20 protein-coding genes and 1 tRNA gene are annotated in these 24,564 nt (G+C 68.4%); 10 read left to right on the forward strand and 11 right to left on the reverse strand.

Features of this window, described 5'->3' with window-relative positions; translation table 11 throughout:
- The first annotated feature begins 75 nt into the window (after window positions 1-75).
- Window positions 76-3,207, forward strand: coding sequence for a type I restriction endonuclease subunit R (locus Q333_RS0111355; protein ID WP_029417056.1), 3,132 nt, complete (start codon window positions 76-78; stop codon window positions 3,205-3,207).
- A 29-nt stretch (window positions 3,208-3,236) separates the two neighbouring features.
- On the opposite strand, the gene Q333_RS0111360 is transcribed toward Q333_RS0111355, so the two are convergent.
- Window positions 3,237-4,496 carry a hypothetical protein gene (locus Q333_RS0111360; RefSeq protein ID WP_029417057.1) on the reverse strand — a complete coding sequence of 420 codons (1,260 nt, stop codon included), beginning with the start codon at window positions 4,494-4,496 and terminating at the stop codon, window positions 3,237-3,239.
- Window positions 4,497-4,792: 296 nt separating this feature from the next.
- On the opposite strand from Q333_RS0111360, the gene Q333_RS17660 reads away from it, so the two are divergent.
- The 3 genes from Q333_RS17660 to Q333_RS0111370 all read left to right on the forward strand — a co-directional run bounded on the left by Q333_RS17660 (window position 4,793) and on the right by Q333_RS0111370 (window position 5,974).
- Entirely contained in the window at window positions 4,793-5,458 is a 666-nt protein-coding gene (locus tag Q333_RS17660) for a hypothetical protein (RefSeq protein ID WP_157072449.1), read from the forward strand.
- Between the two features lie 124 nt (window positions 5,459-5,582).
- Window positions 5,583-5,652: transfer RNA gene (locus tag Q333_RS0111365), tRNA-Val, on the forward strand.
- Between the two features lie 58 nt (window positions 5,653-5,710).
- Window positions 5,711-5,974, forward strand: a complete 264-nt coding sequence (locus Q333_RS0111370; protein WP_029417059.1) for a potassium-transporting ATPase subunit KdpA — start codon at window positions 5,711-5,713, stop codon at window positions 5,972-5,974.
- A gap of 141 nt (window positions 5,975-6,115) precedes the next feature.
- On the opposite strand, the gene lpdA is transcribed toward Q333_RS0111370, so the two are convergent.
- The 9 genes from lpdA to Q333_RS0111415 form a co-directional block, all read right to left on the reverse strand.
- On the reverse strand, window positions 6,116-7,534 hold the full coding sequence (gene lpdA / locus Q333_RS0111375) for a dihydrolipoyl dehydrogenase (protein ID WP_029417061.1): 1,419 nt from the start codon (window positions 7,532-7,534) through the stop codon (window positions 6,116-6,118).
- Between the two features lie 283 nt (window positions 7,535-7,817).
- The gene (locus tag Q333_RS0111380; protein WP_029417063.1) at window positions 7,818-8,321 is read right to left on the reverse strand and encodes a hypothetical protein; all 504 of its coding nucleotides are present in this window, start codon (window positions 8,319-8,321) and stop codon (window positions 7,818-7,820) included.
- 25 nt (window positions 8,322-8,346) lie between these two features.
- Window positions 8,347-8,838: a hypothetical protein gene (locus Q333_RS0111385; protein WP_029417065.1), complete on the reverse strand. Its 492-nt coding sequence runs from the start codon at window positions 8,836-8,838 to the stop codon at window positions 8,347-8,349.
- A gap of 67 nt (window positions 8,839-8,905) precedes the next feature.
- Window positions 8,906-12,397 (reverse strand): double-strand break repair helicase AddA, encoded by a 3,492-nt coding sequence (gene addA / locus Q333_RS0111390; protein WP_029417067.1) that lies wholly within the window; start codon window positions 12,395-12,397, stop codon window positions 8,906-8,908.
- Window positions 12,394-15,450 (reverse strand): double-strand break repair protein AddB, encoded by a 3,057-nt coding sequence (gene addB, locus Q333_RS0111395; RefSeq protein ID WP_029417069.1) that lies wholly within the window; start codon window positions 15,448-15,450, stop codon window positions 12,394-12,396. The genes addA and addB overlap by 4 nt, the downstream gene beginning before the upstream one ends.
- Window positions 15,447-16,199: an N-acetylmuramate alpha-1-phosphate uridylyltransferase MurU gene (gene murU, locus Q333_RS0111400; RefSeq protein WP_084176088.1), complete on the reverse strand. Its 753-nt coding sequence runs from the start codon at window positions 16,197-16,199 to the stop codon at window positions 15,447-15,449. The genes addB and murU overlap by 4 nt, the downstream gene beginning before the upstream one ends.
- 29 nt (window positions 16,200-16,228) lie before the next feature.
- Window positions 16,229-17,329 carry an N-acetylmuramate/N-acetylglucosamine kinase AmgK gene (gene amgK, locus Q333_RS0111405; protein ID WP_029417072.1) on the reverse strand — a complete coding sequence of 367 codons (1,101 nt, stop codon included), beginning with the start codon at window positions 17,327-17,329 and terminating at the stop codon, window positions 16,229-16,231.
- Window positions 17,322-17,795: a tRNA (adenosine(37)-N6)-threonylcarbamoyltransferase complex ATPase subunit type 1 TsaE gene (gene tsaE, locus Q333_RS0111410; protein WP_029417074.1), complete on the reverse strand. Its 474-nt coding sequence runs from the start codon at window positions 17,793-17,795 to the stop codon at window positions 17,322-17,324. Before tsaE ends, amgK begins: the two co-directional genes overlap by 8 nt.
- Entirely contained in the window at window positions 17,792-18,676 is an 885-nt protein-coding gene (locus Q333_RS0111415) for a GNAT family N-acetyltransferase (protein ID WP_029417076.1), read from the reverse strand. Before Q333_RS0111415 ends, tsaE begins: the two co-directional genes overlap by 4 nt.
- Before the next feature lie 121 nt (window positions 18,677-18,797).
- On the opposite strand from Q333_RS0111415, the gene Q333_RS0111420 reads away from it, so the two are divergent.
- The 5 genes from Q333_RS0111420 (at window position 18,798) to Q333_RS0111440 (ending at window position 22,855) form a co-directional block, all read left to right on the forward strand.
- Window positions 18,798-20,873 (forward strand): S9 family peptidase, encoded by a 2,076-nt coding sequence (locus Q333_RS0111420; protein WP_029417077.1) that lies wholly within the window; start codon window positions 18,798-18,800, stop codon window positions 20,871-20,873.
- Between the two features lie 4 nt (window positions 20,874-20,877).
- Window positions 20,878-21,273 carry an acyl-CoA thioesterase gene (locus Q333_RS0111425; protein WP_029417079.1) on the forward strand — a complete coding sequence of 132 codons (396 nt, stop codon included), beginning with the start codon at window positions 20,878-20,880 and terminating at the stop codon, window positions 21,271-21,273.
- A 31-nt stretch (window positions 21,274-21,304) separates the two neighbouring features.
- A complete protein-coding gene (gene def / locus Q333_RS0111430) occupies window positions 21,305-21,880 on the forward strand; it encodes a peptide deformylase (protein ID WP_029417081.1) in 576 nt (191 codons plus the stop codon).
- Window positions 21,880-22,098, forward strand: coding sequence for a hypothetical protein (locus Q333_RS0111435; RefSeq protein ID WP_029417082.1), 219 nt, complete (start codon window positions 21,880-21,882; stop codon window positions 22,096-22,098). The genes def and Q333_RS0111435 overlap by 1 nt, the downstream gene beginning before the upstream one ends.
- A gap of 85 nt (window positions 22,099-22,183) precedes the next feature.
- Window positions 22,184-22,855, forward strand: a complete 672-nt coding sequence (locus tag Q333_RS0111440) for a bifunctional 4-hydroxy-2-oxoglutarate aldolase/2-dehydro-3-deoxy-phosphogluconate aldolase (RefSeq protein ID WP_029417083.1) — start codon at window positions 22,184-22,186, stop codon at window positions 22,853-22,855.
- A gap of 17 nt (window positions 22,856-22,872) precedes the next feature.
- Here Q333_RS0111440 and Q333_RS0111445 read toward each other — a convergent pair whose 3' ends face one another.
- Complete coding sequence (locus Q333_RS0111445; RefSeq protein WP_211249711.1) at window positions 22,873-23,445, reverse strand: OmpA family protein; 573 nt, start codon at window positions 23,443-23,445, stop codon at window positions 22,873-22,875.
- Window positions 23,446-23,758: 313 nt separating this feature from the next.
- Between Q333_RS0111445 and Q333_RS17995 the strand changes: the two genes are divergently transcribed.
- Window positions 23,759-24,553, forward strand: coding sequence for a hypothetical protein (locus Q333_RS17995; RefSeq protein WP_051651283.1), 795 nt, complete (start codon window positions 23,759-23,761; stop codon window positions 24,551-24,553).
- The last annotated feature ends 11 nt before the right edge of the window (window positions 24,554-24,564 follow it).

Here is a 24,564-nt window from a genome sequence, read left to right on the forward strand (position 1 = left end):
TTTCAACGGACATCTATTGCGCGGCTTGAAGGGCAAGAGGACCTTTCGTCCTGCGACTGATCCGGGGGAGGCCGAGTGAACGATTTCGTCTACCCCACGCCATCCCAGTCCGCAGGAAAGGCGGTCTACGAGGACCACGTCGAGCAAGCGGCCTTGGGATGGATGTCAGACCTCGGGTGGTCGGTGATGCACGGGTCTTACTTCGCGCCCGACGCGCCGTCCGGACGAGCCGACTACCGCGAGGTCGTTCTGACCAGCCGCCTTCGGCAGGCTCTCTCGACCCTGAACCCCGGCGTGGCGTCCGAGGCGTTGGAGCAGGCCTTGCGCATCGTCGTGGCAGACGCCAGCCAGGACCCGTTGGAGAACAACCGGCGCTTTCTCCGCATCCTTCGAGACGGCGTGGACGTCGAGGTGCGAGAGGGTTCAGGCGCGAGGACCATCAAGGTCCGCGTGGTCGATCTGGCAGAGCCCGAACGGAATGACTTTCTGGCGGTCAACCAGTTCACCATCGTCGGCCAGGACGAGCGGCGGCCGGATGTGCTCGCCTTCGTCAACGGCCTGCCGCTCGGCGTCATCGAACTCAAAGACCCCACCAATCACCAGGCGACGCTCCGGAGCGCCTATAACCAGCTTCAGACCTACCGCGAGCGCATCCCGGCCCTATTCCGCTTCAACGCCGTTATGGTCATCAGCGACGGGCTGGACGCCAAGATCGGGGCTCTGACGTCGGGCATGGATCGCTACGGGCCGTGGCGCACCATCGACGGCGACGAACTGGCCGAAGGTCTCGACCTGGACGTCCTGATCCGAGGCGTGTTCGACAAATCGCGTTTCCTCGAACTGGCCGCACTGGCCCAGACCTACGAGGTGAAGGATGGCGCGGCCAAGGCGAAGAAGGTGGCGGGCTATCACCAGTTCCATGCGGTCAGGAAGGCGCTGGCGGCCACAATCGCAGCATCTCGCCCGACCGGAGACAGAAAGGCGGGCGTCGTCTGGCACTCCACCGGGTCGGGCAAGAGTTTCACGATGGCGCTCTATGCGAGCCGCCTAGAGCGTGCGCCGGACCTCGGAAACCCGACCGTCGTGATGGTCACAGACCGCAACGATCTCGACGACCAGCTGTTCGACACCTTCTGCGCCCACCCGGACCTGTTCGCCACGACACCGATTGCCGTGGAGGACCGGGACGAACTCCGCGCCGCGCTGGGCCGGGCGGCGGGCGGGATTGTCTTCACGACCATGCAGAAGTTCGGTCTGGTCGCGGGCGAAACGTCATTCCCGGAACTATCGGCGCGCCGGAACATCATCGTGGTGGCCGACGAGGCGCACCGGACCCAGTACGGCTTCAAGTCTCGGGTCACCGTACGCGGGGAAACCGCGTCTCTGACCTCTGGCGGCTTTGCCCAGCACATTCGAGACGCCCTACCGAACGCCACGTTCATCGGCTTCACCGGTACCCCGGTTGAGACCGCCGACCGCAACACGCGAACTGTCTTCGGCGATCAGATCGATACCTATGACATCGCCCAGTCGGTCGAGGACGGTGCCACGGTCCCGATCTACTACACCGCCCGCCTCGCGCAGCTTCGACTGCATGAGGAGGCGAAGGCCGCACTGGACGAAGGCGCTGACGAGGTCCTGGAGGCCGAAGAGACCACTCAGGCCGAAAAACACAAAGGTCGCTGGTCGAGGTTGGAAGCCTTGGTTGGAGCGCAGGACCGGATCGACCTGATCGCTGCCGACATCGTGGAGCACTTCGAGCAACGCCGGGAGGGGATGGGTGGCGGCAAGGCCATGATCGTCGCCATGAGCCGCCGCATCTGCGTCGCCCTATTCGATGCTGTGACGGCGCTTCGTCCTGACTGGGCCGGGAACGAGGACGGTGCCGGGATGCTCAAGGTCATCATGACCGGCAACGCGGGTGATCCGGAAGGCTATCGGCCGCACATCCGGAACAAGTCGCGCCTGCGGAAGCTGGCAGACCGGTTCAAGGACCCCACGTCGGGCTTCGACCTCGTGATCGTCCGCGACATGTGGCTGACCGGTTTCGACGCCCCCAGTCTCCACACGCTCTACGTGGACAAGCCGATGCGGGGTCACGGCCTGATCCAGGCGATCTCGCGGGTGAACCGAGTGTTCGGCGAAAAGCCGGGCGGATTGGTCGTGGACTACCTCGGCATCGGCGCGGAGTTGAAAGCGGCCCTGACGACCTTCAGCGCGAGAGACCAGGAGAAGGCCGGGGTCGATCAGGACGCCGCCGAACGGCTCCTGCTGGCCGAGCATGAGGCCATCAGTGCCATGCTGACCGACGTGGATTGGCGCGGCTTCTTCACCGAGGCTGCGGCGGGCAAGCTGAAAATCCTCCGCAACTGCATAGACTACGTGCTGTCCGTCGAGGACGGCCGACGGCGCTATCTCGACATGGCGGCGCGTCTGGTCACCGCTTTCGCTCTGTCGGCAGGAACCCAAACCGCCGCCCGGCTGCGCGATGACGTCGCCCTGTTCACCGCGATCCGCGCGAACCTGATCAAGCACACTGGAGGACGGAAGGACGCGGCTGAGATCGACCACGATCTCAACCAACTCCTCTCCCGCGCCGTCATTGCAGACGGCATCCTCGACGTTTTCCGGGTCGCGGGGATGGAGCGGGCCGACATCAGCCTGCTGTCAGACGAGTTTCTCGCTGACGTCCAGAAGATGGAGCAGAAGAACCTCGCCATCGAGGCTCTACGGAAGTTGCTGGCGGGGGAGGTCAAAGGTCGTGAACGCAAGAACGCGGCCGAGGCCCGGCGCTTCTCCGAGCGTCTGGAGGCTTCGATGGCGCGCTACCACAACCGCGCGGTGGACAGCCTTCAAGTCATCCAGGAACTGATCGACCTGGCCAAAGACATGCGCGACGCTGTGAGCCGAGGCAAAGCCTTCGGCCTGAGCGACGAGGAGTTGGCCTTCTACGATGCTCTCGCCGAGAACAAGAGTGCCGTTGATGTGCTCGGCAACGACCAGCTTCGTGTTCTGGCCCAAGAGATCGCCCGGCGCATCAGGGCTAGCGTCACCATTGACTGGACCCGGAAGGAGAGTGTCCGGGCTGACATGCGGCGGCAGGTGAAGCAGTTGCTGCGAAGGTTCGGCTACCCGCCCGATCTGGAGCCGCACGCAATCGAAATGGTCCTGGAGCAGGCCCGCCTTTCAGCCGACGAGATGGTTTGACCCAGCAGCTTGCAACGGGTTGCAACGCGTTATGCCGGAGCCATGACCTCGGTCGGGTCTGAACTACCGTCCGGGATCATCTCTGCGATCCGTTGCTCCCAGTCGGCGACAAACGCCTCGCGGCCGCCCCAAAGCCACTTGCTGTTGGCATAGGCTCGCAGCCGCGTATGGGGTTGAGCGGCACTCGTCGGCTGAGCCGAAAAGCCCATTTGGAGGAGGTCGGTGCCGAACCTCATGGTCCAGTAGTGGTGTCTACGGCGCTCTGGAACGGCTACCACCGATCCATTGAGCACGCGCCAATGGTAACCAAGGAAGTCGAAGCCATCGGTGATGGCGTTCATGGTGACCCTTCCCGCCTCGAAGGGCCCTGCCTCCGAGCGCCGAAGCGCCCGGAGGATGGCTTCCTTGAGCACGAGCGCCGCCTCCCGTGACTGGACCACCGCCCCGATGTTGTCGGAGTAGGCAATCAAGGCGATGAGGCCCTGAAGGTCGCCCGCAGCCCTCAGGATATGCCCCATCACGATCTCGGCCACGAAAGACGAAGCCGCTGAGCCAGTGGCTAGGCCGCTTGGGCTTCCGCTTTCACACTCGGCGCCAGATGGCGCAGAGGCGACATATTCTGAACTGCTCCTTTCCATCCCTCTGTAGTCCGGAGGGGACTTCCAGCGGTGGACCTTCAGATGTTCCATCGACAGGTGCCTATGGATTACCTCGGGGGGCAGCCCGGTCATCCTCGCAAGTTCAGAGCAGGCTATCGACTGGAAGAACCGCCTTACGTCGATCTGGACGAAGACGGCCTCCGCCGGGGCCTGTTCCAACGCTACGCGAAGACGTTCGCACGCGACGGGCGGCCCACCGGCAAGCATGACCTGCGCAGGATGGCAGGCCCGTTGTGGGTGGGCGCGGGCGAACGGTCGTAGGACCATCGCGATCAGAGCCGCACAGGCTCCATCAACGAGGCCAAACTTTACGATGGGGCGGAGCCCGCCCTCACGCTTTCTCATCCATCTGAGGGTCGGAGACGCCCTTCTGGCGAACACGCTGACACTGGGCAGAAGCGCGAGGAGTTCGCGCGGGGTCAGACGGTTCACTGATCTCGCCTTCGCGTTCTCCCGGATCAAGGCATGGAGACACACGGCCCGGCACGTCAGCATCTTCCGGGACTTGTGCTTCGCTCCGCGCAGGTCATTTGCAGCAAGCCGGTTGGCTATCTCACTGTCGAAGCGAGCCGCTCGGGCCTTGGCGTGACTGGTTAGGTCCAGCCACTCGGCTTCAGTCAGATCGGGCACCGACCCTCTCCCTGCGTCAGACAGGAACTCACCGGGCGTGCGTGGCCGTGCGGTCACCTGCGGGGCGTCTGGAGGGGTTGCGCTCATACGCTTGCCCCTAACCTCTTCGGAGCCACATGTCTAGATTAGTGACAGCAAAGAGGTAGTTCCCAATACCGTATGTTTGGTATAGCTACATGTGTAGGCTTCTTGTCTAATGTAGTGATTTGATAAGTTGAAGTTCTAAGACTAGTCTCTTGTTGACGAACGATCCACTCGTGTTAGCGTGAACGCAGACCACGCTATGGAGGGATCGGGTGCAAATAGGTGAACGCGGTGTTTTTGTCGGTTACAGCGGGCCATCGCTAAATGCGCCGCCTGTATTCTCGCCGGGGGCTGTCGTGGCTGTCTGCCGCGTCTACGCGGAAGGCATTTACCGCTGTCGGGCCATCACCCTCGGCGGCCAAGAGTTGCCCAACATCACGGACATGGTCTTGGCCGAAGAGATCGTGCCGCTGAAGGCGGCTGGTGATGAACCAAGAAAGCCCCCCAAAGTCGAAGTGGCCCTTGAGGCAACGGCAACGCCCGAGAGCGTAGACCGCATCCTGGCGTCTCGGGGCTCGAAGCACTTCAACGACCTGCGTGACCGAGCCGCCTATGTTTACGTAGCTGGAGGGCATCCAAGCCACTTGCGGACGTTCTTTACTCAGGCGCTCGTTCTTTTGTCCGACATCACCAATGGCCCCACCGCTCTCGATGGTCGCTCCGGTGTCTTAAGGATGAAGGCGTGCGCAGTTGAACGGCTCAGGCTCAATCAGCACCCGATGGTGATCAAGACACGACAGTACGTCTCCGATGGCTGGCTCATTAGGGCATCACGCGGACCAAACGAAAGGCGGCCATACACCAAAGTGTTCCTGCTTCGCGGAGCAGAGAGGGTCACTGTCCAGATTGACGGATCGGTCCTCACTGATTGGCCCTGACGCGTTGCCAACGGTTGCCAACCGAACCCCAACCAACCCCCCAAACCAAGCACAAATCAAAAAAAGCGGCTCCGAAGTTGCAACCCGTTGCAACTGTAACCTCTTGAATAATCTGCGGAATATCGAGCGCGGAGCAATGGCAGACTATATTGACATCGTAGGGGTCACAGGTTCAATCCCTGTCGCGTCCACCATTCTTTCTCAAGACATTCACAACGTTGAAGAAGCCGCTTTCGGGCGAGCTTCAACGCGGTGGGCTCTCTGGCGCTGCTGCGCGTTCTGCGCCTCAATGCTCTCCTGCCGCTGTACACGCAGGGGTACGACGGCCTGACGCCGCGTCTGGCCTTCAGCAGCGTCGTCCGCGTCGCGACCAACACCAACGGGCAGAGCTATGGCGGCGAGACGATGATGTCGACGCTCGGCCGGATGTTGGGCCTGACCACGCAGAACGTGCTCTCGGTCGCCACGCGCGCGACGATCGCGGCCAAGGCGTCGGCAACTTTCCGGCCCACCTGAAGCCGACGACGCTCTATGGGCTGCTTCCTGCCTCCATCCTGCTGGCGCTTGCGCTGGCGCTGGCGCTGGCGGGGCTGGGCGTCGTCATGTCGGACCGTGCTCGATGGCGCAACGACACCATCCCTGCGATGCAAAAGGTGATCAGGCCTGCATCGTCCAGCCCTCGACGCCCATGGCCGCCTGCTTGACGGCCTCCGAGCGGGTCGGGTGGGCGTGGCTGGTGCGGGCGAGGTCTTCGGAAGCGCCGCCGAAGGCCATGGCCACGCAGGCCTCGCCGATCATCTCGCCGGCCTGGGGGCCCATGATGTGGACGCCCAGGATGCGGTCCGTCTTCGCGTCCGCCAGAACCTTGGCGTAGCCGTCGGTCTCGTGGTTGATCTTGGCGCGGCTGTTCGCGGTGAAGGGGAACTTACCCGACTTGTAGGCCACGCCCTCGGCCTTCAGCTGGTCCTCGGTCTTGCCGACCCAGGCCACCTCCGGGAAGGTGTAGACGACGCTGGGGACCAGGTCGTAGTCGACGTGCCCGGCCTTTCCCGCGATCAGCTCGATGGCCGCGACGGCGTCTTCCTCGGCCTTGTGGGCCAGCATGGGTCCATGGGTCACGTCGCCGATGACCCAGACGCCCTCGGCCACCTTGAAGTGATTGGAGGCGACGAAGCCGCGTTGATCGGGCGTCACGCCGACCGTCTCCAGCCCCAGGCCCGCCGTGTAGGGACGACGCCCGATGGCGACCAGCACGACGTCGCCGGTCAGGGTCTCGGCCGCTCCGCCAGCGGCGGGTTCGACTGTGAGCTCGACGCCGTCCTTCGTGACCTTGGAGCCGGTGACCTTGGAGCCCAGCTTGAAGGTCATACCCTGCTTGGTCAGCGCACGCTGGAAGGCGGTGGCGAGATCGGAGTCCATGCCCGGTGTGATGCGCGGCAGATACTCGACGACCGTGACCTCGGCGCCCAGGCGGCGCCACACCGAGCCGAGCTCCAGCCCGATGATACCGGCGCCGACGACGATCAGCTTCTTGGGAACCTCCGGCAGCGACAGGGCTCCGGTCGAGTCGATCACCTTGCCCGGAACGAAGTCGACGCCCGGCAACGGCGTGGGCTCCGAGCCCGTGGCGATGACGATGTCCCTGGCCTTGAGCGTCGTCTTCGAGCCGTCTGTCGCTTCGACCTCGACCGTTCCGGGACCGGCGATGCGGCCACGACCCTTGATCCAGTCGGCCTTGTTCTTCTTGAACAGGAACTCGATGCCCTTGGTCAGGGCCGTCACGCTCTCGGACTTCTGCTTCATCATCTGTCCGAGATTGAGCTTGGGCGCGACGTCGATGCCGATGCCGGCGAAGTCCTTCGCCGCCATCTCGTAGAGTTCCGACGCGTGCAGCAGGGCCTTGGACGGCATGCAGCCGACGTTCAGGCAGGTGCCGCCCAGGGTCTCGCGCATCTCCACGCAGGCGACCTTCAGCCCCAGCTGGCCCGCGCGGATGGCGGCGTTGTAGCCGCCGGGTCCGCCGCCGATGACGACGACATCGTACTGGGCGGGAGCGGCGGGGGCGGCGTCGGCCATGGAAACCTCGGGGAGGGAAGCGGTCGGGAGGACGGGGGCTGTCCTAGCGCCTGACCCGTCCGGGTCAACCGCCGCAGCGGATATGGGAAGCGAAGTCGACGGCGGCGAGAGGGGCGCGAGGGGCGTGGGAGTGACTCTCACTCCCACGCCAAGGGATTGATTGTCTTCATGATCGCTGGGAGTCCCGGCCGAGGGACTCTCACCCCGGCCTTCGGGCGGCGGGTGATCGGCCACCAGGATAGGCGATAGCTGCGTCAGAACTGGACGTGCCGGTGGAGGCGCCTCAGCTGGCGAGCTGGCCGGGGACGCGCCGTCGTGCCCTCCGTCGGGACACGGCGACAATGATCAGGCCGATCAAGAGCAGCGTCCCGAGGATCAGCCAGGTGGGATCGACCGGAAGACCGGCGGGCGCGACGGCCTCGGCCGAGCGTTGGGACAGTTCACCGCCTGAATAGCTGTCGGCCTGGATCGAGGCTTGCGCCGGGTCGGTGCGGCCGCGATCGATGGCCAGACGCAGGACCGCGTCGGCGATGAAGCCGAGGAAATAGGCGATCGCCGCGCGCGGATTGCCCGCGCTCAGCATCATCGCCGCGATCACATAAAGCAGCACAGCCCCGACCCACAGCGCCGCGCTGGACAGGCCGCCGCCCGCCTCGATCATGCCGCGCGCCCGCTCCAGGGCCACATCGAGCGGCGCGCCCTCGAAGAAGGGCGCCAGGAAGGGCCAGGCCAGCCATCCCGCATAGGCGATCACCGCCGCGACGAGCAGGTATCGGACGAAGGTCATGACGGCCTCGCGGGAGACGGTGGAGTCAGGCGTAGACGGGCGGCTGGGTCCAGTGCCGGGTCAGGGCGTGACCCTTCTGACCGCGCCAGGTTCCTGTCATCACGACCAGCAGGCCGACGGCGAAAAGCGCGGCCAGAGACGCCGGCCCCGGCTCGATCGCCGGGACAAGGGGCTGGAGCGCCGCTGCGATCCGTGCCGGCGTGTCGCTGATGGTCGCGCCGGGCGTCGCCTGCAGCAGCGCGCGCTGGATCACCTCGGCGCCGAACGCCAGGAAGTAGGCTCCTGGCGCCGCCCCGACCCTGGCCGCAGTCAACACCGCCGCGATCAGATAGAGCGCCGCCGATGCGAGCCACAGTGAGGGCAGGAAACCGCCCAGCCGTCCGGCTTCTTCGGTCACGGCGGGCAGCGCATCGGCGACCCCGCCGCCCGCTGTCAGCGGCTGGACCAACGGCCACACCAGCCAGCCGGCATAGGCCGCAATCAGAAGACCGAGACACGCTCGCCAAACCCAGACCATCGGCACCCCCCGTTGGATGGTTAACGCCTAGCAGAACGCCGGTCATCCGACGAGAGGGCTGGCGCGGCTAGCCGCGAACTTCCTTCAGGCTGTCGTCCATGAGCCACTGTGGGACTGGCATCAGCTTGGGCCCGTCCGTCCAGACCAGCGCCGCCTCCACCGGTCGGTCGGGATAGAGCGCCCGCAGGACCGCGACATAGACCGCCATCTGGGCGGCATAGGCGGGGTCGGCGTCCTCGATGCGGTCTGGGGCTGGGCGATTGGTCTTGTAATCGACGACGAGGATACGCTCGGGCGTGATCACCAAACGGTCGATGCGCCCGTTGATGACGACGCCGGGGGCGAGCTCGGGCGCCGAGCCGACGAGCGCCACCTCGGCGCGGGAGCCAGGGCCGAAGACCGGGGCGAAGCGGGGGTCGTCCAGCACGCCGAAGGCGGCCGTGATCATCTCGCTGCGCTGGTCGTCCGACAGGCCGCGTTCGCGGGCGAGCAGGCGATGGGCGGCGTCGGGACGGGCGTCTGGCTCCATCTCGGGCAGGCGCTCCAGCAGGAGGTGGATCAGGTCGCCGCGTCGGAAGCGGCCCAGGGGGGCGCCCTCGCCCGTCGAGGCCACAGCGAGCGGCGAGGGGGCGGCGGCGCGCTTGGCGCCCTTCGCCTGGGACGGAGAGACGTAGCGGGCGGACGGGTCGATCGCCGGGGCGCGGCGGGCCCAGTCGGGGATGACCGTCGTCGGCGCGGCGACGGCGGCGGCACCCCGACCCAGCACGACCGGGTCATGACCATAGCGGCGGCGGTCCTCGCCGATGTCGCGGACCTCGGGTCCCAGACGCTCGAAAGTCTCGGACAGGATCGACCACCAGCTGCCGTCCTCGAAGCCGTCGGTGCTGTTGCCGCGCCCGCGACCCATGACGATGACGCGGTCGCGCGCCCGGGTCAGGGCGACGTAGAGGAGGCGCAAGGACTCCTCGAACGCGCGCTGGTCCCTGGCCTCGCGCGCGGCCTTGGCGGCGGGCGGATCGGTCTCCTTGGTGGTCAGGAGCATGAGCCAGCCTTCGCCATCCTCGGCCGGGACCGGCATCAGCCCCGGCCCCTTGCCGCGGGCCCGGGCCGTGGTGTCGGGCAGGATGACAACGGGCGCCTCCAGCCCCTTGGCGCCGTGGACGGTCATGACGCGGACCTCGCCGCGCGGGCCTTCCAGCTCGCGCTTCACCTCAACCTCGGCCTGTTCGAGCATGGCGAGCGCGGTCTCCAGGTCGAGCCCGCCACGATCCTCGGCCGCCAGGACCTGGTTGAGGGTTTCGTCGATGGCCTCCTCCGCTTCGCGCCCCAGCCGGGCGAGGATGCGGGCGCGGCCACTGAGGCCGGTGTCGTCGACGCGATTGAGCAGGCCGGAGAAGAAGGCGAAAGGATCGCGGCCCCGGCTCGAGAGGACGAAGTCGAGCAGGGCGCGGGCGCGGGTCCATTCGGGGCGCTCGCCGGAGCGGTCGCGCAGTTCGGCCCAGAGCCTGCGGCGCTCCTTTTTCGAGCCGGCCAGGTCGAACAGACTGTCCTCGTCGACATCGCAGAAGGGGCTTCGGAGCACTTCGGCCAGGCTCAGGTCGTCGTCGGGATAGAGGGCGAAGCGGGCCAGCGAGATCAGGTCGGAGAAGGCGATGTGGGTCGACAGCTTCAGCCGGTCCGCCCCGGCCACAGGCACGCCCGCCGTCTTCAGGGCGCGGATGATCTCCTCGAAGGTGGCGTCGCGCTGGCGCACCAGGATCAGGAAGTCGCCGTAGCGGGCCGGGCGCAGCGCGCGGCTGTCCTTGTCCTGGACGGCCACGCCGTCCTCGACCTGGCGCTGGATTTCGCGGGCAAGGTCGCGGGCCATGCGCTTGCGGGCGCTATCGGGGGCTTCCTCGTCGACCGGGTCATCCCAGGCCTCGCGCTCTGGTGTCCTGTCGTCCCGGTAGAGGGGCCAAAGGTCGATGCAGCCTTGATCCCCGGCGCGCATGGGCTTGTGGGGCGCGATATCGCCCTGAACCCCGACGAGGGCGCGCGCGCGGTCAGGCGCGCTGGCCGCATCCGCGTCGAAGAAGACCTTGTCCACGAAGGACAGGACCTCGGGCGTCGAGCGGAAAGAGGTCTCAAGCGGCACGCCGGCGAAGCCCATTCCCGCCCCGGTGACGCGGTTCTCGAAATCCCGCCGCTTCTCCACCAGCATCTCGGGCCGGGCACCCTGGAAGGAGTAGATCGACTGCTTGGCGTCGCCGACGACGAAGACGGAGCGATCCACCGTGCCCTCGCCGAACCGGCGCGATCCGATGCCGGAGAAGAAGCCCTCGGTCAGGGCTTCGACGATGTCCCACTGTTCCGGGGCGGTATCCTGGGCCTCGTCGATGAGTACGTGCTCGATGCCGCCGTCCAGCTTGTAGAGCACCCAGGCGGCGCTGGACCGCTTCGTCAGGAGGTCGACGGTGCGGGCCACCATGTCGCCGAAGTCGAGCGCGCCCTTGTCCGCCTTGCGCGCCTCGTAGAAGCGGGCGTGGGTCTCGGCGAGAGTCAGGACGTGGTTGGTGTCCTCGGCCAGCCGGGCCTTTCGGACCTCGTCCAGCTTCGCGCAGTAGCGGGCCTGGAGATCGCCCAGCCACTCGCGGGCGAAGGACGGGGCCTTGGAGGTGGCGATGCGCGACCGGGCCTTGCCGCTGGTCAGGAAGACCGAGCCCAGGCCCTCGAAGGTCCAGTCGGCCGCGTGCATCCGGTCGGCGCAGCTGCCGTCGTCCTTGCCGCCCGTCGCCATCTGCTCGGCCACTGACACCCAGGCGGCGCGGTCGACGAAGCGCATGAAGTCCGTCTCGATGGCCTCGGCGCTGCGCTCCGGATCGGCGTCTGCGAGCCTCCAGGGGCTGCGCGCCCGGCCCTCCCGCCAGCGCTCGATGTAGTCCGTCAGCCGGGCGCGATCCGTCTCGATCTTGCCCAGCAGAGCCTCGAAGTCCTTGAACGCCAGGGCCACGGCGAAGTGGGCATAGGCCTGGCCGATGCCACCGTCCGGATGGGCCAGGGCGTGGCGGGCGAGGTCGTCGCGCGCCATCCGAGACAGGGCGACGGCGGCCTGGTCCTCCAGCACCTGAAAGCCGGGGGTGACGCCGGCCTCGAGGGGGAAGCGCCGCAGCAGCTTTTCGCAGAAGGCGTGCAGGGTCTGGATCTTCAGCCCGCCGGGCGTATCGAGCGCCTGGGCGAACAGACGGCGCGCCCGCTTCAGATCGTCGCCGGACAGGCGGTCGGGATCGCGACCGTCGAGCTCGTGCAGCGAGGCCCGCAGCTTTTCGTCGTCCATGACGGCCCAGGCGCCCAGGCGCTTGTACAACCGCGACTGCATCTCGGCGGCGGCGGCCTTGGTGTAGGTGACGCACAGGATCTCGGCGGCGCGGACATCGGACAGCAGCAGGCGGGCCACGCGGTCCACCAGGGTCGAGGTCTTGCCCGAACCGGCATTGGCGGTGACGAACACCGACCGGCGCGGGTCGGCGGCCTCCTGCTGCCTCAGGTCGGGAAGGATCGTCGTGGAGGGCGCGCCGCTCATTCCTCGCCCTCGTCGCCGCCGATGACGGACCATTCCCAGACGCGGGCCAGACGGTCGTAGCGCCCGCCGAAGCTCGCCTTCTTCTGGGGGCGGGTCCAACTGCTGTAGGGGATGTCCGGGTTGTCGAAGGCGCGGACGGCGCGCGTCAGACGTTCCAGCGCCTGGCGCGACAGCTCCGCGGCCTCGGCTCCGCTGGCGATCGTGCGCGTTGCGCCCGCGACGGTGCGGCCGATGATGCGGATATAGGTCAGATCTTCGGCCTCGACGGGGCCGATGCCATCCAGCCCGGCCTCGGCCAGGATCGCGCCGGTCAGGGTCAGCTGGGGCGCCAGGCCACTGGCCACCTCCTTATTGGACGGGGCCTGACCGGTCTTGAAGTCCAGGATTGACGCCCCGGTCGCAGAAATCTCGATGCGGTCGGCCTTGGCGGTGACGATGAAGGGGCCGTGGGGCGTCGGGATCGGGTGCGCCACCTCTTCCTCGACGCGGATGACGATGCCCCGCGCGCGGCGGCGCAGTTCGAACCCGGCCAGCCAGCGCGCCGCGTTGCGGGCCAGCGGAACCTCGCGGGCCATGGCCGCGTCCTCGAAGCCATGCTCGGTCAGGGCCTCGGTCAGCAGGGCGAACAGCCGGGCCTCTGTGTCGTCCGGCAGGGCGTCGGGCCAGTCCGCCACGAACCGCTCGACCGCCTTGTGCAGGGCCTGACCACGCAGGAGGGCGTCGGCGGACTGGCCGGGGCGGTCCATCTCCCTCAGGCCGAGGACATACCGGGCATAGACGGAATAGGGGTCGCGCGCCCACCGCTCGATGGCCGTGACCGGCAGCTTGCGGGGACGCCGCTCGACCGGCGGGCGGGGGGCGGGACGGGGGGCCAGTCGGGCGGGGCCGACCGGCGCATCCAGGGCGCGGGCGATGTCGAGGGCCGGACAGGCCGCGTCGATCCGGACCGTGTTGTGGTTGTCCGTAGCCCCACCCGTCAGCATCTGGAGACGCCACAGCCAGCGGCTCTGCACGGCGGGTTGGCCCCCGAGGCGTTCCCGGTGGATCAGGATTGCCTCGGGACTGGACGCCGCTTGGACGAAGTCCTGCGCCGTCTGGCCGACGCGACGCTCGGGCGGCGGCAGGCCCAGCGCCTTCCTCATCGGGCGCGACAGGAAGGGATCGGTGGGCGCTGCGGCGGGCCAGACGGTCTCCTCCAGCCCGGCCAGGATCATGCGGTCGGCGCGCACCAGTCGTGCCTCGATGGCCCCGAGGATGCGCAAGCTGGGATGGGTCGCTCCGCCCGTGCGTACGGTCGTCTCGCGCAGCAGGACGTGACCCAGTTCGGCGAAGGCATCGCGGCCGATGGGACCGAGGGCTGAGCCGCCCTCGATCAGATGGGCAAGCAAGGCGGCCGCCGCCTCGCCGTCCGGGCCGGACCAGACGTCGGCGCCGCACAGGCTCTCGATTAGGGCGGTCAGGGCGCGGGCGGCGTCGTCCAGCGGGGCTTCGGGCGCGAAGGAGGTGTGGGCGGCTTCGGCGAGCAGGTGCAGATGCTCGGCGAGCGCGGTCGCCTCGGCCAGCGCGGCCAAGTTGTGATCAGACACGGCCCCGCCCGCGCCACGGGGTTGGCCGGCTTGCTTCAGACGATCGGCGATGCGGCTCCAGCGGCGCGGCGAGGGGCCGCGCAGGGCGGATTTTTCCAGCGTCCGGACGGCCGTCCGGCTCGCCTCCGGAACCGCGATCGCGTCCGCCTTTAGCAGACCCAACAGGGTCTGGGGGTTGAGCGGATCGGCGATGAAGCGGGCGGCGAGATCGACCAGCGTCCCAACGGACATCCGCTCCAGCGTGGCCCCCGACGAGCTGTCCGCCACGATGCCCCATCGCTCAAGCCGGGCGGCGACGCGGCGACCGAGCGCGAGGTCGGGGGTGACGAGGGCGCAGGTCTTGCCGGGGGTTTCCAGCGTCTCGCGCATCAGAAGCGCGATGGTCTGGGCGGCCTCCTCCTCGGCTCGGCAGGCGACGACGGACAGGCCGTCAAGGCCCAGGGCGACGGGGTCGGCGGACTGGCCCGAGGCGGCGGCGCGGGCGCGCAGGTCGGCGATCTCGGTGCGCCAGTCCGCCGTGGCGTCGGCTGGGCGGAGCGCCTCGTTCAGCAGCCGGGCGCGGGCCCGGCCCTTCGCCTCGTCAGCGGGCGCGATCGCGGGCCGGAACCACGGCCGGACGGCGGCCCGCTCGATCTCGGCGCGCTCCAGCAAGCGTTTGAGTGCGCCTTGCGGGTGGGGTTCATCGACCTCCGCCCAGGCGGTCTCGGCGAGGTCATGGTCGAGGCCGGGAAGGACGACGCATCCCTGTGGCGCGTTCGCGACGGCCTTGAGGACATCGGCGGCGGCCTTCACCGTCCCGGTCGATCCAGCGGCGATGACGGGGCCGATCGGCGGGGTCTTAGCCCAGCGCTCGGCCAGAAGCCGCAGCAGCCGGGTGCGCCGCCAGCTGGCGTCGACCAGACCCATCGCCTCCAGCCGCTTCGGCCATGCCTCGACGGCGAGCCCGAGAAACTCGGCCGAGGCCTGCCAGTGCTCGGCGAGGTCGTCGGGGGCCAGGGTCGCGACCCGCTCGGGGGCCTCGACCTCCTCGATGTGGCAGGAATCGAGGAAGCGGCCGAGCGCGTCGGCCAGCTCCAGCGCGCGCAGCGGCGGGTGGCCGGGCAGGTGGTCCTCCACGATCATCCGCGCCATCTCGAACCGGCGCGTCAGGGGCGCGATGGCGGGCGGCAGGTCCAGACCCAGTTCGCCGGGCGAGAATGGCGGCTCGTCCTCCTCCAGATCGCCCAGCGGCCGCACCTGGGGCAGAAGTACGGGGCGGCCCCCGCTCTGCGTCGCCAGGGCCGCGCCGAAGGCCCGGGCCGCCCGGCGGTTGGGCAGCAGGATGACGGCGTCCGACAGGGTCTCGGGCGGCCGATCGCCCAGCCAGTCCAGAACCCCCGCCGCGAGGTCTTCGAGGAACGGCCGGTGCGCCGGGACGGCGAACCAGCGCGGACCCTTGTCGGCGAAGGGGTCGAAGCGGCTCGTCATCCTTCGATGTCGAGGCGGGGCGGTTGATGGCCGGGCGGGGCCTGAACCGGCGGGCGGGGCGGCTCACCAGCCAGCCGCGCCTCGGCCTCGTCGCGGGCCTGGGGGTCGCCGACGTGCATCCAGTCGCCGTCGAGCATGCAGCCGTAGAGCCGACCGGCCGCCGCCGAGGCCCGCCACAGGGGGCTGAGCGAGAACGGCCCGTCCGGCCCGCCGTCGGTATAATCCGGCCGGGTGATGTGCAGGCCCATGTAGGCGAAGGGTGCCGAGGGGGCGTCGCCTCGGAACGTCAGGCGTCCATCTTCGGCGAGGAAGAAGTCGCCATCGCCCTCGAAGCCGATGGAGCCCTCGCGGCGCGCCAGAAGCAGGCAGGCGTCCATCTTGGTGGGATCCCACAGGCGGGCAAGGTCGGCGATGGCGTCGCCCCGGTCGACCCAGACGCTGTCGATGTTGGCCACGAAGACGGGGTCGTCGCCGAGCAGGGAACGGGCCTTCTTCAGGCCGCCGCCGGTCTCCAGCAACTGGTCCTGTTCGTCAGAGATCAGGATGCGCGGCCATTCCCGCTCGAACAGGTGGTTGACCAGCCGCCCGGCGAACCAGTGGACATTGACCACGGCCGTGGTCACGCCTGCGTCCGCCAGCCGGTCGAGCACATGGTCGATCAGGGCCCGGCCGCCGACCTGAACGAGCGCCTTGGGCCGGTCGTCGGTCAGGGGCCGCATGCGGGTGCCTAGGCCGGCGGCCAACACCATCGCGGTCCTGGGCGCATTGGGCGGCATCGTCATTGGCGCACCTCGGCGGGGACGTGGCGGTCGAACCAGCGGGCGACGCCTTCGAGGCCCGGCCGCTCCAGATTGCGGTTCAGATGCGCCCACATGCGAGGCATGAAGGCGGCGTATCGCGGCTTGCCGTCGCGCGCGATCAGGCGGGCGAAGATGCCCAGAATTCGCGCCTCATTCAGGGCCGCCAGTCCCGCATAGGACCGCATGAACGAATCTCTATCGACGGACGGCCGCTGCCTGAAATAGCCGTCCAAAACCCATGTCTCGGTTCCGCGCCCGAGGTCTCTGCGGGCATCCTGCAACAGGGAATGCAAATCCCACGACGGATGGGCTCGGACTGCGTCCTGGAAATCTATCATGCCGACTCTTGCGAACCCGCTCCGATGTGGCAACCAGATCAGATTCTCAGCGTGGTAGTCCCGGTGCGCCATGACGGTAGCGCCTCTTGAGCCGTCTGCGGCGATTGGAGCCCAGGCCGCCCGCCACTCCAGGATGCTGTCTGCATCGAACATCAATCCAGGCTTCAGCCTGGGCATCCATTCCAGGAAGAGGTCAGCGCCTCCCTGGAGCGCGGTCTCGTCATACACCTGGAGAGGCCAATCGCCAGCTGGTCCCTTTAGGACTTCAGGTGCTGGCGTCTCGTGCAAGCGGATCAGCGACTGTACGGCCGCCACGTACATTCGTTCTTCGGGTTCACCCCGTTCGATCACGCGGGCGAACACGTCGTCACCGAAATCCTCGAGAACGGCGAAACCGGCCGTCGCATCCAACGCAATGATCTCTGGAGCTGACAGTCCAATGGCGCGCAGATGCGACGCCACCGCTGCGAAGGCCTCGATCCGTCCAGCCGAAAGACGGGCGATCGCGTTCCAGCCCTCCGCATGCCGCCTCTCCGGCGACCAGGATGGATCAGCGGGCGGACTCTCCGCGGTCGCCACCTGGTCCATCAGCATCAGGCTGCTTCCAGCCGGCGTTGTCAGCCGCTCGTACCGGCGTGTCGAGGCATCGCCCGGCAGGGGTTCGCGGCGCGCATCGGCCAGTCCCGCCCCCGCCAGGAAGGCGCGGCGTTCGGCTTCGCGGTTCGGGTTCGCCTCAGTCATTCCAGCCTTCGACCAGTCGTTCGATCTTGTTTGCCCACGCCCCTACGCCAGAAACGGTCGCATCGCGGGCGCCGCCCGCCTCGGAAATGGAAATTGTCAGCCGGTCGGCGCCGAGAACCCTTGCGAGGTCGTCGCCGAGCCGTTCCGGCCATTCGATCAGGACGGCACCGAGGTCCAGCGCCTCGTCCAGCCCGATCTCGCGCGCCTCCTCTGGGCGCTCCAGCCGATAGAGGTCGAAGTGGGCGATCGGCGGCTCGGTCTGGTAGAACTGCACGAGGGTGAAGGTCGGGCTGGGCACGTCCTCGTCCGGACCGGCCAGAGCGCGGATGAGGCCGCGCGCGAGCGTCGACTTGCCCATGCCGAGCGGCCCGTCCAGCAGCACGGCCTCGCCGGGGGCGAGCAGGGGCGCGACGACCTGGCCCAGCCGCGTCGTGGCCGCTTCGTCACTGAGCCGCAGTGTCGTCACGCGAACTCCGCGTCGGGTTGGGTCGGCAGGACCCGTTCGGTGAAGGCCTTCAGCGCATAGGTCGCCCGCGTGGCGTCGATATCGAGACGGACCGGGTCGATGGGCTTGCCGACGCTGAGCCGGAAGGCCTTCTTCCGCTTGTTCAACAGCTCGTGGAACAGGGTGACGTCGCGCAGTTCCTGGGAAAACCGGTCGAACAGGTGGAACAGGGTCGAGGTCGGGCCGGTGACGTGGATCGGGATGACGGGCGCGGCGTACTTGCGGGCCAGGGACGCGGCCGTGGGCGCCCATTCCGGATCGGTCAGCTGACCGTCCTTGCCCACGCGGGCCAGGCGGCCGGCGGGAAACAGCACCACGCAGCGTTCGGCCTCGAAGGCGGCGCGGGCGGCGTCCAGCGTGGCGCGGGTCTTCTCGCGGGTCCGCTTCTCGACCACCCATTCGACGGGAATGACGACCTCGCCCAGCCGGGGCGAGACGCGCAGGGCATCGGCGTTGGCGAAGTAGATGGCGTCGGCGCGTCGCTTCCGGATGGCGTCATAGACGGCGATCCCGTCGGCGATGCCGGTCGGATGGTTGGCGACGACGATGCAGCGGCCGGTCGCGGGCAGCCGGTCCAGGTTGAGGCTGGAGACCTTCAGGTCGAGCAGTTGCGAGACGTGATCCAACGATGCCTGTCCGGACAGAGGCCCGATGGCGTCGGCCATGCGGCGGGCCTTGCCGTAGCCGAGCAGCGGATAGAGCCCGGTTCGAACCACCGGCCACAGCGGCGAGGCCGTCAGGCGGGGCGCCCGCTCGGCGATGAGCACATCGACGATATGGCTGTCCGACCGCTGGACTTGGACGGTGGCGGGGCTTGCAGAGGCGGGATCGGCGGCGGTCATCGGCGTGTTCTTGTCGCCGCTCGCCTCGAGGCTGGCAAGCTCGGGAGTCGGCTCTCGGCGGCAACTTTCGCCTCGCTCTCGCCGGTGCTACGCCAACCGCCTGTCATTGCCCGGAGCCCCCATGCGCCGTCACCTGCTGTCCGCCTGCACCGCCTTCAGTCTTCTGATCGTCGCGCCAGCGCTTGCCGAGTCCCCGCCCCCGCCGGCTCAGGCCGCCAGCCAGCCCTTCACCTACACCGACATGCTGGTCGCGAACCGCCTATCGGACCCGCGCGTGTCGCCGGACGGCCGCCACGTCGTCTATGCGGTTCGGGCGACCGACATGGAGGGCAATCGCGGCGTCACCAGCCTGTTCATCCAGAGCCTGGACGGCGAGGGTGAAGCGCGGCGCCTCGCGATCTCGGATGGCGGGGCCAACACCGCGCGGTGGGGATCGGACGGGGCGCTCTACTTCCTGTCGGGCCGGTCGGGATCGAGCCAGGTGTGGAAGACCGATGCGACGGGTTCCGAAGCGACCCAGGTGACGAACCTGCCCCTCGATGTGAACGCCTATCGCCTCAGCGCGGACGCCTCGAAGATCGTGGTGTCTTTGGCCGTCTATCCCGACTGTGACACCCTCGCCTGCTCGGTCACGCGGGGCCAGGCCGAGGCGGCGCGCAAGTCGACCGGCCAGGTTTATGACCGCATGTTCGTGCGCCACTGGGACACCTGGAACGACGGGACCCAGAACCATCTGTTCGTGGTCAACGCCGACGGGTCGGGCGAACCGGTGTGGGTCACGCGCGGCTTCGACGGAGACACCCCCTCCAAGCCCTTCGGCGACGAGGGCGAGTTCACCTTCACGCCGGACGGCGAGGCCATCATCTTCTCGGCGCGCGAGGCGGGCGTCAGCGAGCCGTGGAGCACGGACTTCGACCTGTATCGCGTTCCTGCCTCGGGCGGCGAGCGGGTCAATCTGACCGAGGCCAACCCGGCCTGGGACACCGGGCCGGTGTTCTCGCCCGACGGTCGCACCCTGGCCTATCGCGCCATGCGCCGGCCCGGCTTCGAGGCGGATCGCTGGCAGATCGTGCTGATGGACGTGGCGACGGGCGCCCGGCGCGAGGTGGCGGCCGACTGGGACCGCTCGGCCGACAGCCTGCAGTGGTCGGCGGACGGCCGCAGCCTGTATGTCGTTGCCGGTGACATCGGCCAGACGCGGCTGTTCGCCATCGATGTGGCGCGCGGATCGGTCGTTCCGATCACCGGGCCAGGCCACGTCTCGGCTTTCGACCAGACCCGTACAGGTTTCGTCTATGCGATGGACAGCCTGACCTCGCCGTCGGAGCTGTATGTGAAGACCTTCCGCGGCCGCGAGATGCCGCGCCGGATCACCAGCGTGAACCCGCAGCTGGCCGAGCGCGTCTTCGGCGAGGCCGAGCAGTTCAGCTTCCCCGGCTGGAACAATGAGACTGTCCACGGCTACGTCATCAAGCCGGCCGGCTACGTCGAGGGTCGCCAGTACCCGGTCGCCTTCCTGATCCACGGCGGCCCGCAGGGATCGTTCGGAAACGCCTGGTCCTATCGCTGGAACGCCATGACCTATGCCGGGGCGGGCTATGCGGTGGTGATGATCGATTTCCACGGCTCGACCGGCTACGGCCAGGCCTTCACCGACTCGATCAGCCAGCACTGGGGCGACCGTCCGCTGGAGGACCTGCAGAAGGGCTGGGCCTTCGCCCAGGAACGGTATCCCTTCCTCGACGGCGACCGGGCCTGCGCGCTCGGCGCCTCCTACGGCGGCTTCATGGTCAACTGGATCGCGGGCCGATGGAACGATGAGTTCCAGTGCCTGGTGAACCACGACGGCATCTTCGACACCTTCGCCATGGGGTATTCGACCGAGGAGCTGTGGTTCACCGAGTGGGAGAACGGCGGCACGCCGTATGACGTGCCCGAGGCCTATCAGCGGTTCAACCCGGCGAACCACGTGCGGAACTGGTCCGATCCCATGCTGGTGATCCAGGGCGACCGCGATTTCCGCGTGCCAACGACCCAGGCGCTCTCGACCTTCACCGCGCTGCAGCGGCGCGGAATCGAGAGCCGGCTGGTGGTCTTCCCCGACGAGAACCACTGGGTGCTCAAGCCCCAGAACAGCCTGCAATGGCACAATGAGGTGTTCGGCTGGCTGGACCGGCACATCGGTTCGCAGGACTGAGCGAATGAGCCTGGCCTCCCCGGAACAGCCCGACGGCCAGCTCGTCGGGCGGGTCATTGCCATGCCCGCCGACACCAACCCCGAGGGCGACATCTTCGGCGGCTGGCTCTTGGCCCAGATGGACGTGGCGGGCGCGACCCCCGCGTTCGACCTTGCGCACGGCCGGTGCGCGACCGTGGCGGTCGACGCCATGGTTTTTCATCAGCCCGTCTCGGTCGGCGACGAGGTCAGCCTTTATGCGACGGTGGTCCGCGTCGGTCGCACCTCCGTCCGGGTCAAGGTCGAGGCGTGGAAGCGACCGCGCACCGGCCAGGAGATCACCCGAGTGACCGAGGGAGTCTTCACCTACGTCGCCATCGACGCGAACCGGAAGCCAAGGCCGCTGCCGGGCCAAACTTGACCCAAACGTAAGCGGGGCCTACCTGACCGGCATGGCCATCCGTCGCATCCTGACCATCGACAACCCCGCCGACCTGGCGATCCTGAAGCAGGTGTCCGAGCCTGTGGAGGTCGTCGATGACAGCGTGCGCGGCCTCATGGATGACATGCTGGACACCATGTACGATGCGCCCGGCATCGGCCTGGCGGCCGTTCAGATCGGCGACCTGCGCCGCGTCGTCGTCATGGACCTGGGCGACGGCCCGGTCCCGGAAGACGCGCCCGCCGTGCCCGAGGGTCAGGATCCGCCGCGCGTCCCCAACCCCCGCTACTTCGTCAACCCCGAGGTGCTGTGGGCGTCCGACGAGACCTTCTGCTACGAGGAAGGCTGCCTTTCGATCCCCGAATACTTCGACCAGGTCGAGCGTCCGGCCCGCATCCGCGTCGCCTATCTGAACCGCGAGGGCGAGCGGATCGAGGAGGAGATCGAGGGCCTCTACGCCGTCTGCTATCAGCACGAACTGGATCACCTGAACGGCGTCCTGTTCATCGACCACCTGTCGCGTCTGCGAAAGGATCGGGCCATGGCCAAGGTGAAGAAGACCATGCGCGCGAGGGAGGCCGCCTGATGGCCCGCCGGAAATCCTATGTCGTCGATCCCGCCGGTCGCCGCCGCCTGACGCGATCCGAGAAGATCGGCATCGGCTCGGTCGTGACCCTGGTCGGCGTGGCCGCGCTCGGCGTCATCGCGGGCGTGCTTCTGGACCGTCTGCTCGACTTCGATGACGCGCTGGATGCGGGTGGCGAGTGGGACGAGGGCGGCGGGGTCTCGACCCGCTGGCAATAGCCCGCGCCGAACGGTGCAACGCAACGTCACTTGACGCGGACGGCCGCGCGTCCGATCCCGGCGCTACGCCTTGCCGGAGCCTGCCATGCCGCACGATCGCCTGTCCGTCCTGACCGCGCTCCAGACGCAGGGCATCTGCCCGGTCTTCTACCATTCCGACCCGGAGACGGCGCTCAACGTCATCCGCGCCTGCGCGCGCGGCGGGGCGCCGGTGATCGAATTCACCAACCGGGGCGACTTCGCCGTCGACCTGTTCGGCGAGATCGCGCGCGAACTGGGCCGGACCGATCCGGATATCGTGCTGGGCATCGGTTCGGTGCTGGACGCCGGGACGGCGGCGATGTTCCTGAATCGCGCGGCGCGGTTCGTCGTGTCTCCCGCGCTGGTCCCGGAGGTCGCCCAGGTCTGCAACCGGCGCATGGTTGCCTACTTCCCCGGCTGCGGTTCGGTGACGGACATCTCCAACGCCCATGCTCTGGGCTGCGACATCGTCAAGCTGTTCCCGGGCGCGAGCGTGGGTGGTCCAGAGTTCGTCAAGGCTGTGTTGGGCCCCATGCCCTGGACCAAGATCATGCCGACGGGCGGCGTCGATCCGGACCCGGCCTCCATCGCCAAATGGTTCGGCTCCGGCATCGTCGCTGCGGGGATGGGCTCCAAGCTGATCACCGACATGGCCGTGCGCGACGGCGACTGGGCCGGCATCGAGGCCTCGGTCCGCGCTGCGGTCGAGGCGGTCAGGGCGTTCCGCGCCGGCTGACCGCCCCTCGCGTTCGCCTAGCTCAGGACGACGATTGCCACGCGGCGGTTCTGGGCGCGGCCTTCGGGCGTGGAGTTGTCCGCGACCGGCGCTTCCTCGCCGTAGGAGATGGTGGCCATGCGGTTCAGCGCGATGCCCTGGCGGCTGAGGTAGCGGCGCACGGCCTCCGCGCGGGCGGCGCCCAGGGCGTCGTTGTAGGCCTCCGGTCCCGAGGCGTCGGTGTGGCCCTGGATTTCCAGATAGACGTTGACGTTCTCGGCTTTCAGCCGGTTGGCCAGCTCGGCCAGCCGGGCCTCGGCCTCGGGCGACAGGGCGTCGCGGTCGGTTGGGAACTTGACCGAGTCGTCTGACAGCACGACCTCGTACATGAACTTGCCTTCGGCCAGCACGTACGCGGCGTTGGCGCGTTCAAGCGCCTGACCGGCGGTGCCCTCGACTTGGGTCACACGGCCGTCGACCACGGCGACCTGGTCACGCACGAAGTTGCGGGTGGCGCAGCCGCTGGCCAGCAGGCCGAGGCCGAGCACGGCGCCGGTCATGACCAGCGGACGGGCGGGGAAATTCATCTGGGAAAGGATCAAGGCAGGCATCCTGAGCGACCGGGCGCGCAAACCCGTTACTGATGGCGCGCGGTCATTGGACGAGGCGAGACGGCCATCGCATGACCCGTTTCGGGCCTGAATCCGGCAGCTTGGCTGTTCTCCGGGGTCGTCGGATGGCCCTTTCCGCGCCCCAAAGCTGACGCGCGGCGATGGTCTGCATCGCGCCCGTCAGGCGCTGCTCCGCGTCCCCGACCGAGCCCCGCCCTTGCCGTCAAGCGACGAAAAGCAAAGCCGAAATCCGGGCGCTGGCGCGGCGGCGGGTCCTCGTCGACGCCGTCGAGGCGGGGTGTGGAGCGCGGGCGTGGCGGTCAGCGTGACGGCGCATCTCGCCGCCTTTCTCGCTCTTCTTCTCGCGCGACCGACGCTCGAAACTTTTTCCGCTGCCGAGCCCATCCCCGCGGTCGTCGTCAGTCTGCAGCCGCCTCCGGCCCCCCTTCCGCCGCCACGAGAGCCGAGCCAAGCGGATCCCGGCGCAGCCGGGGGCGCGCCCGCAGACACGCCCGTCGAGACCTCGACCGAGGCCGAACCCGCCGGAACGACGGTCCTCCCTCGGCCGGCTCCGCCGCCTCGGCCGCGCTCGCCGCGAACCCCGCCGCCGCCCGAGGTCGAAACCGTCGCCGCGCGCCCGGCTCAGCCAAGCCCCGCCCCTCCCGCGCCACCGGCGGGTCTGACGGCGGCCCAGCTGGCCGGCGCAGCGACCGCTGGCTCGGGCCTCGGCGCGGGATCGGGCAACGGTCAGGGCGCGGGCGGATCGGGCTCTGGTCGTTGCGACATGATCGGCCGCATCCAGCAGGCGCTGCGCGAGGACGCCCGCATGGTCGCCGCCGCCACGCGGGCCCAGGCGCTGCTGCCCTCCGACCGCCGCGCGCTGCTCGTCTGGGACGGCGACTGGGTGCTGAACCCGGGCGAGGCCGGACGGGGCCTGGCCGGCCTGCGCCAGGCCATCGCGGTCGAGATCGCCTTCGCCCCCGCCGAGTGCCGCCGCCAGACCGAACGCGGGCTGGTGCTGCTGACGCTCGCCGACGGCCCCGGCGCGCCGCGTCTCGCGCTCGGAACCGGAGCGTGGCGTTGGTCGGACCTGACCGGGGGCCGCTGAACCGACCTGTT

It is taken from the genome of Brevundimonas bacteroides DSM 4726 (assembly GCF_000701445.1).
GTDB lineage: Bacteria > Pseudomonadota > Alphaproteobacteria > Caulobacterales > Caulobacteraceae > Brevundimonas > Brevundimonas bacteroides.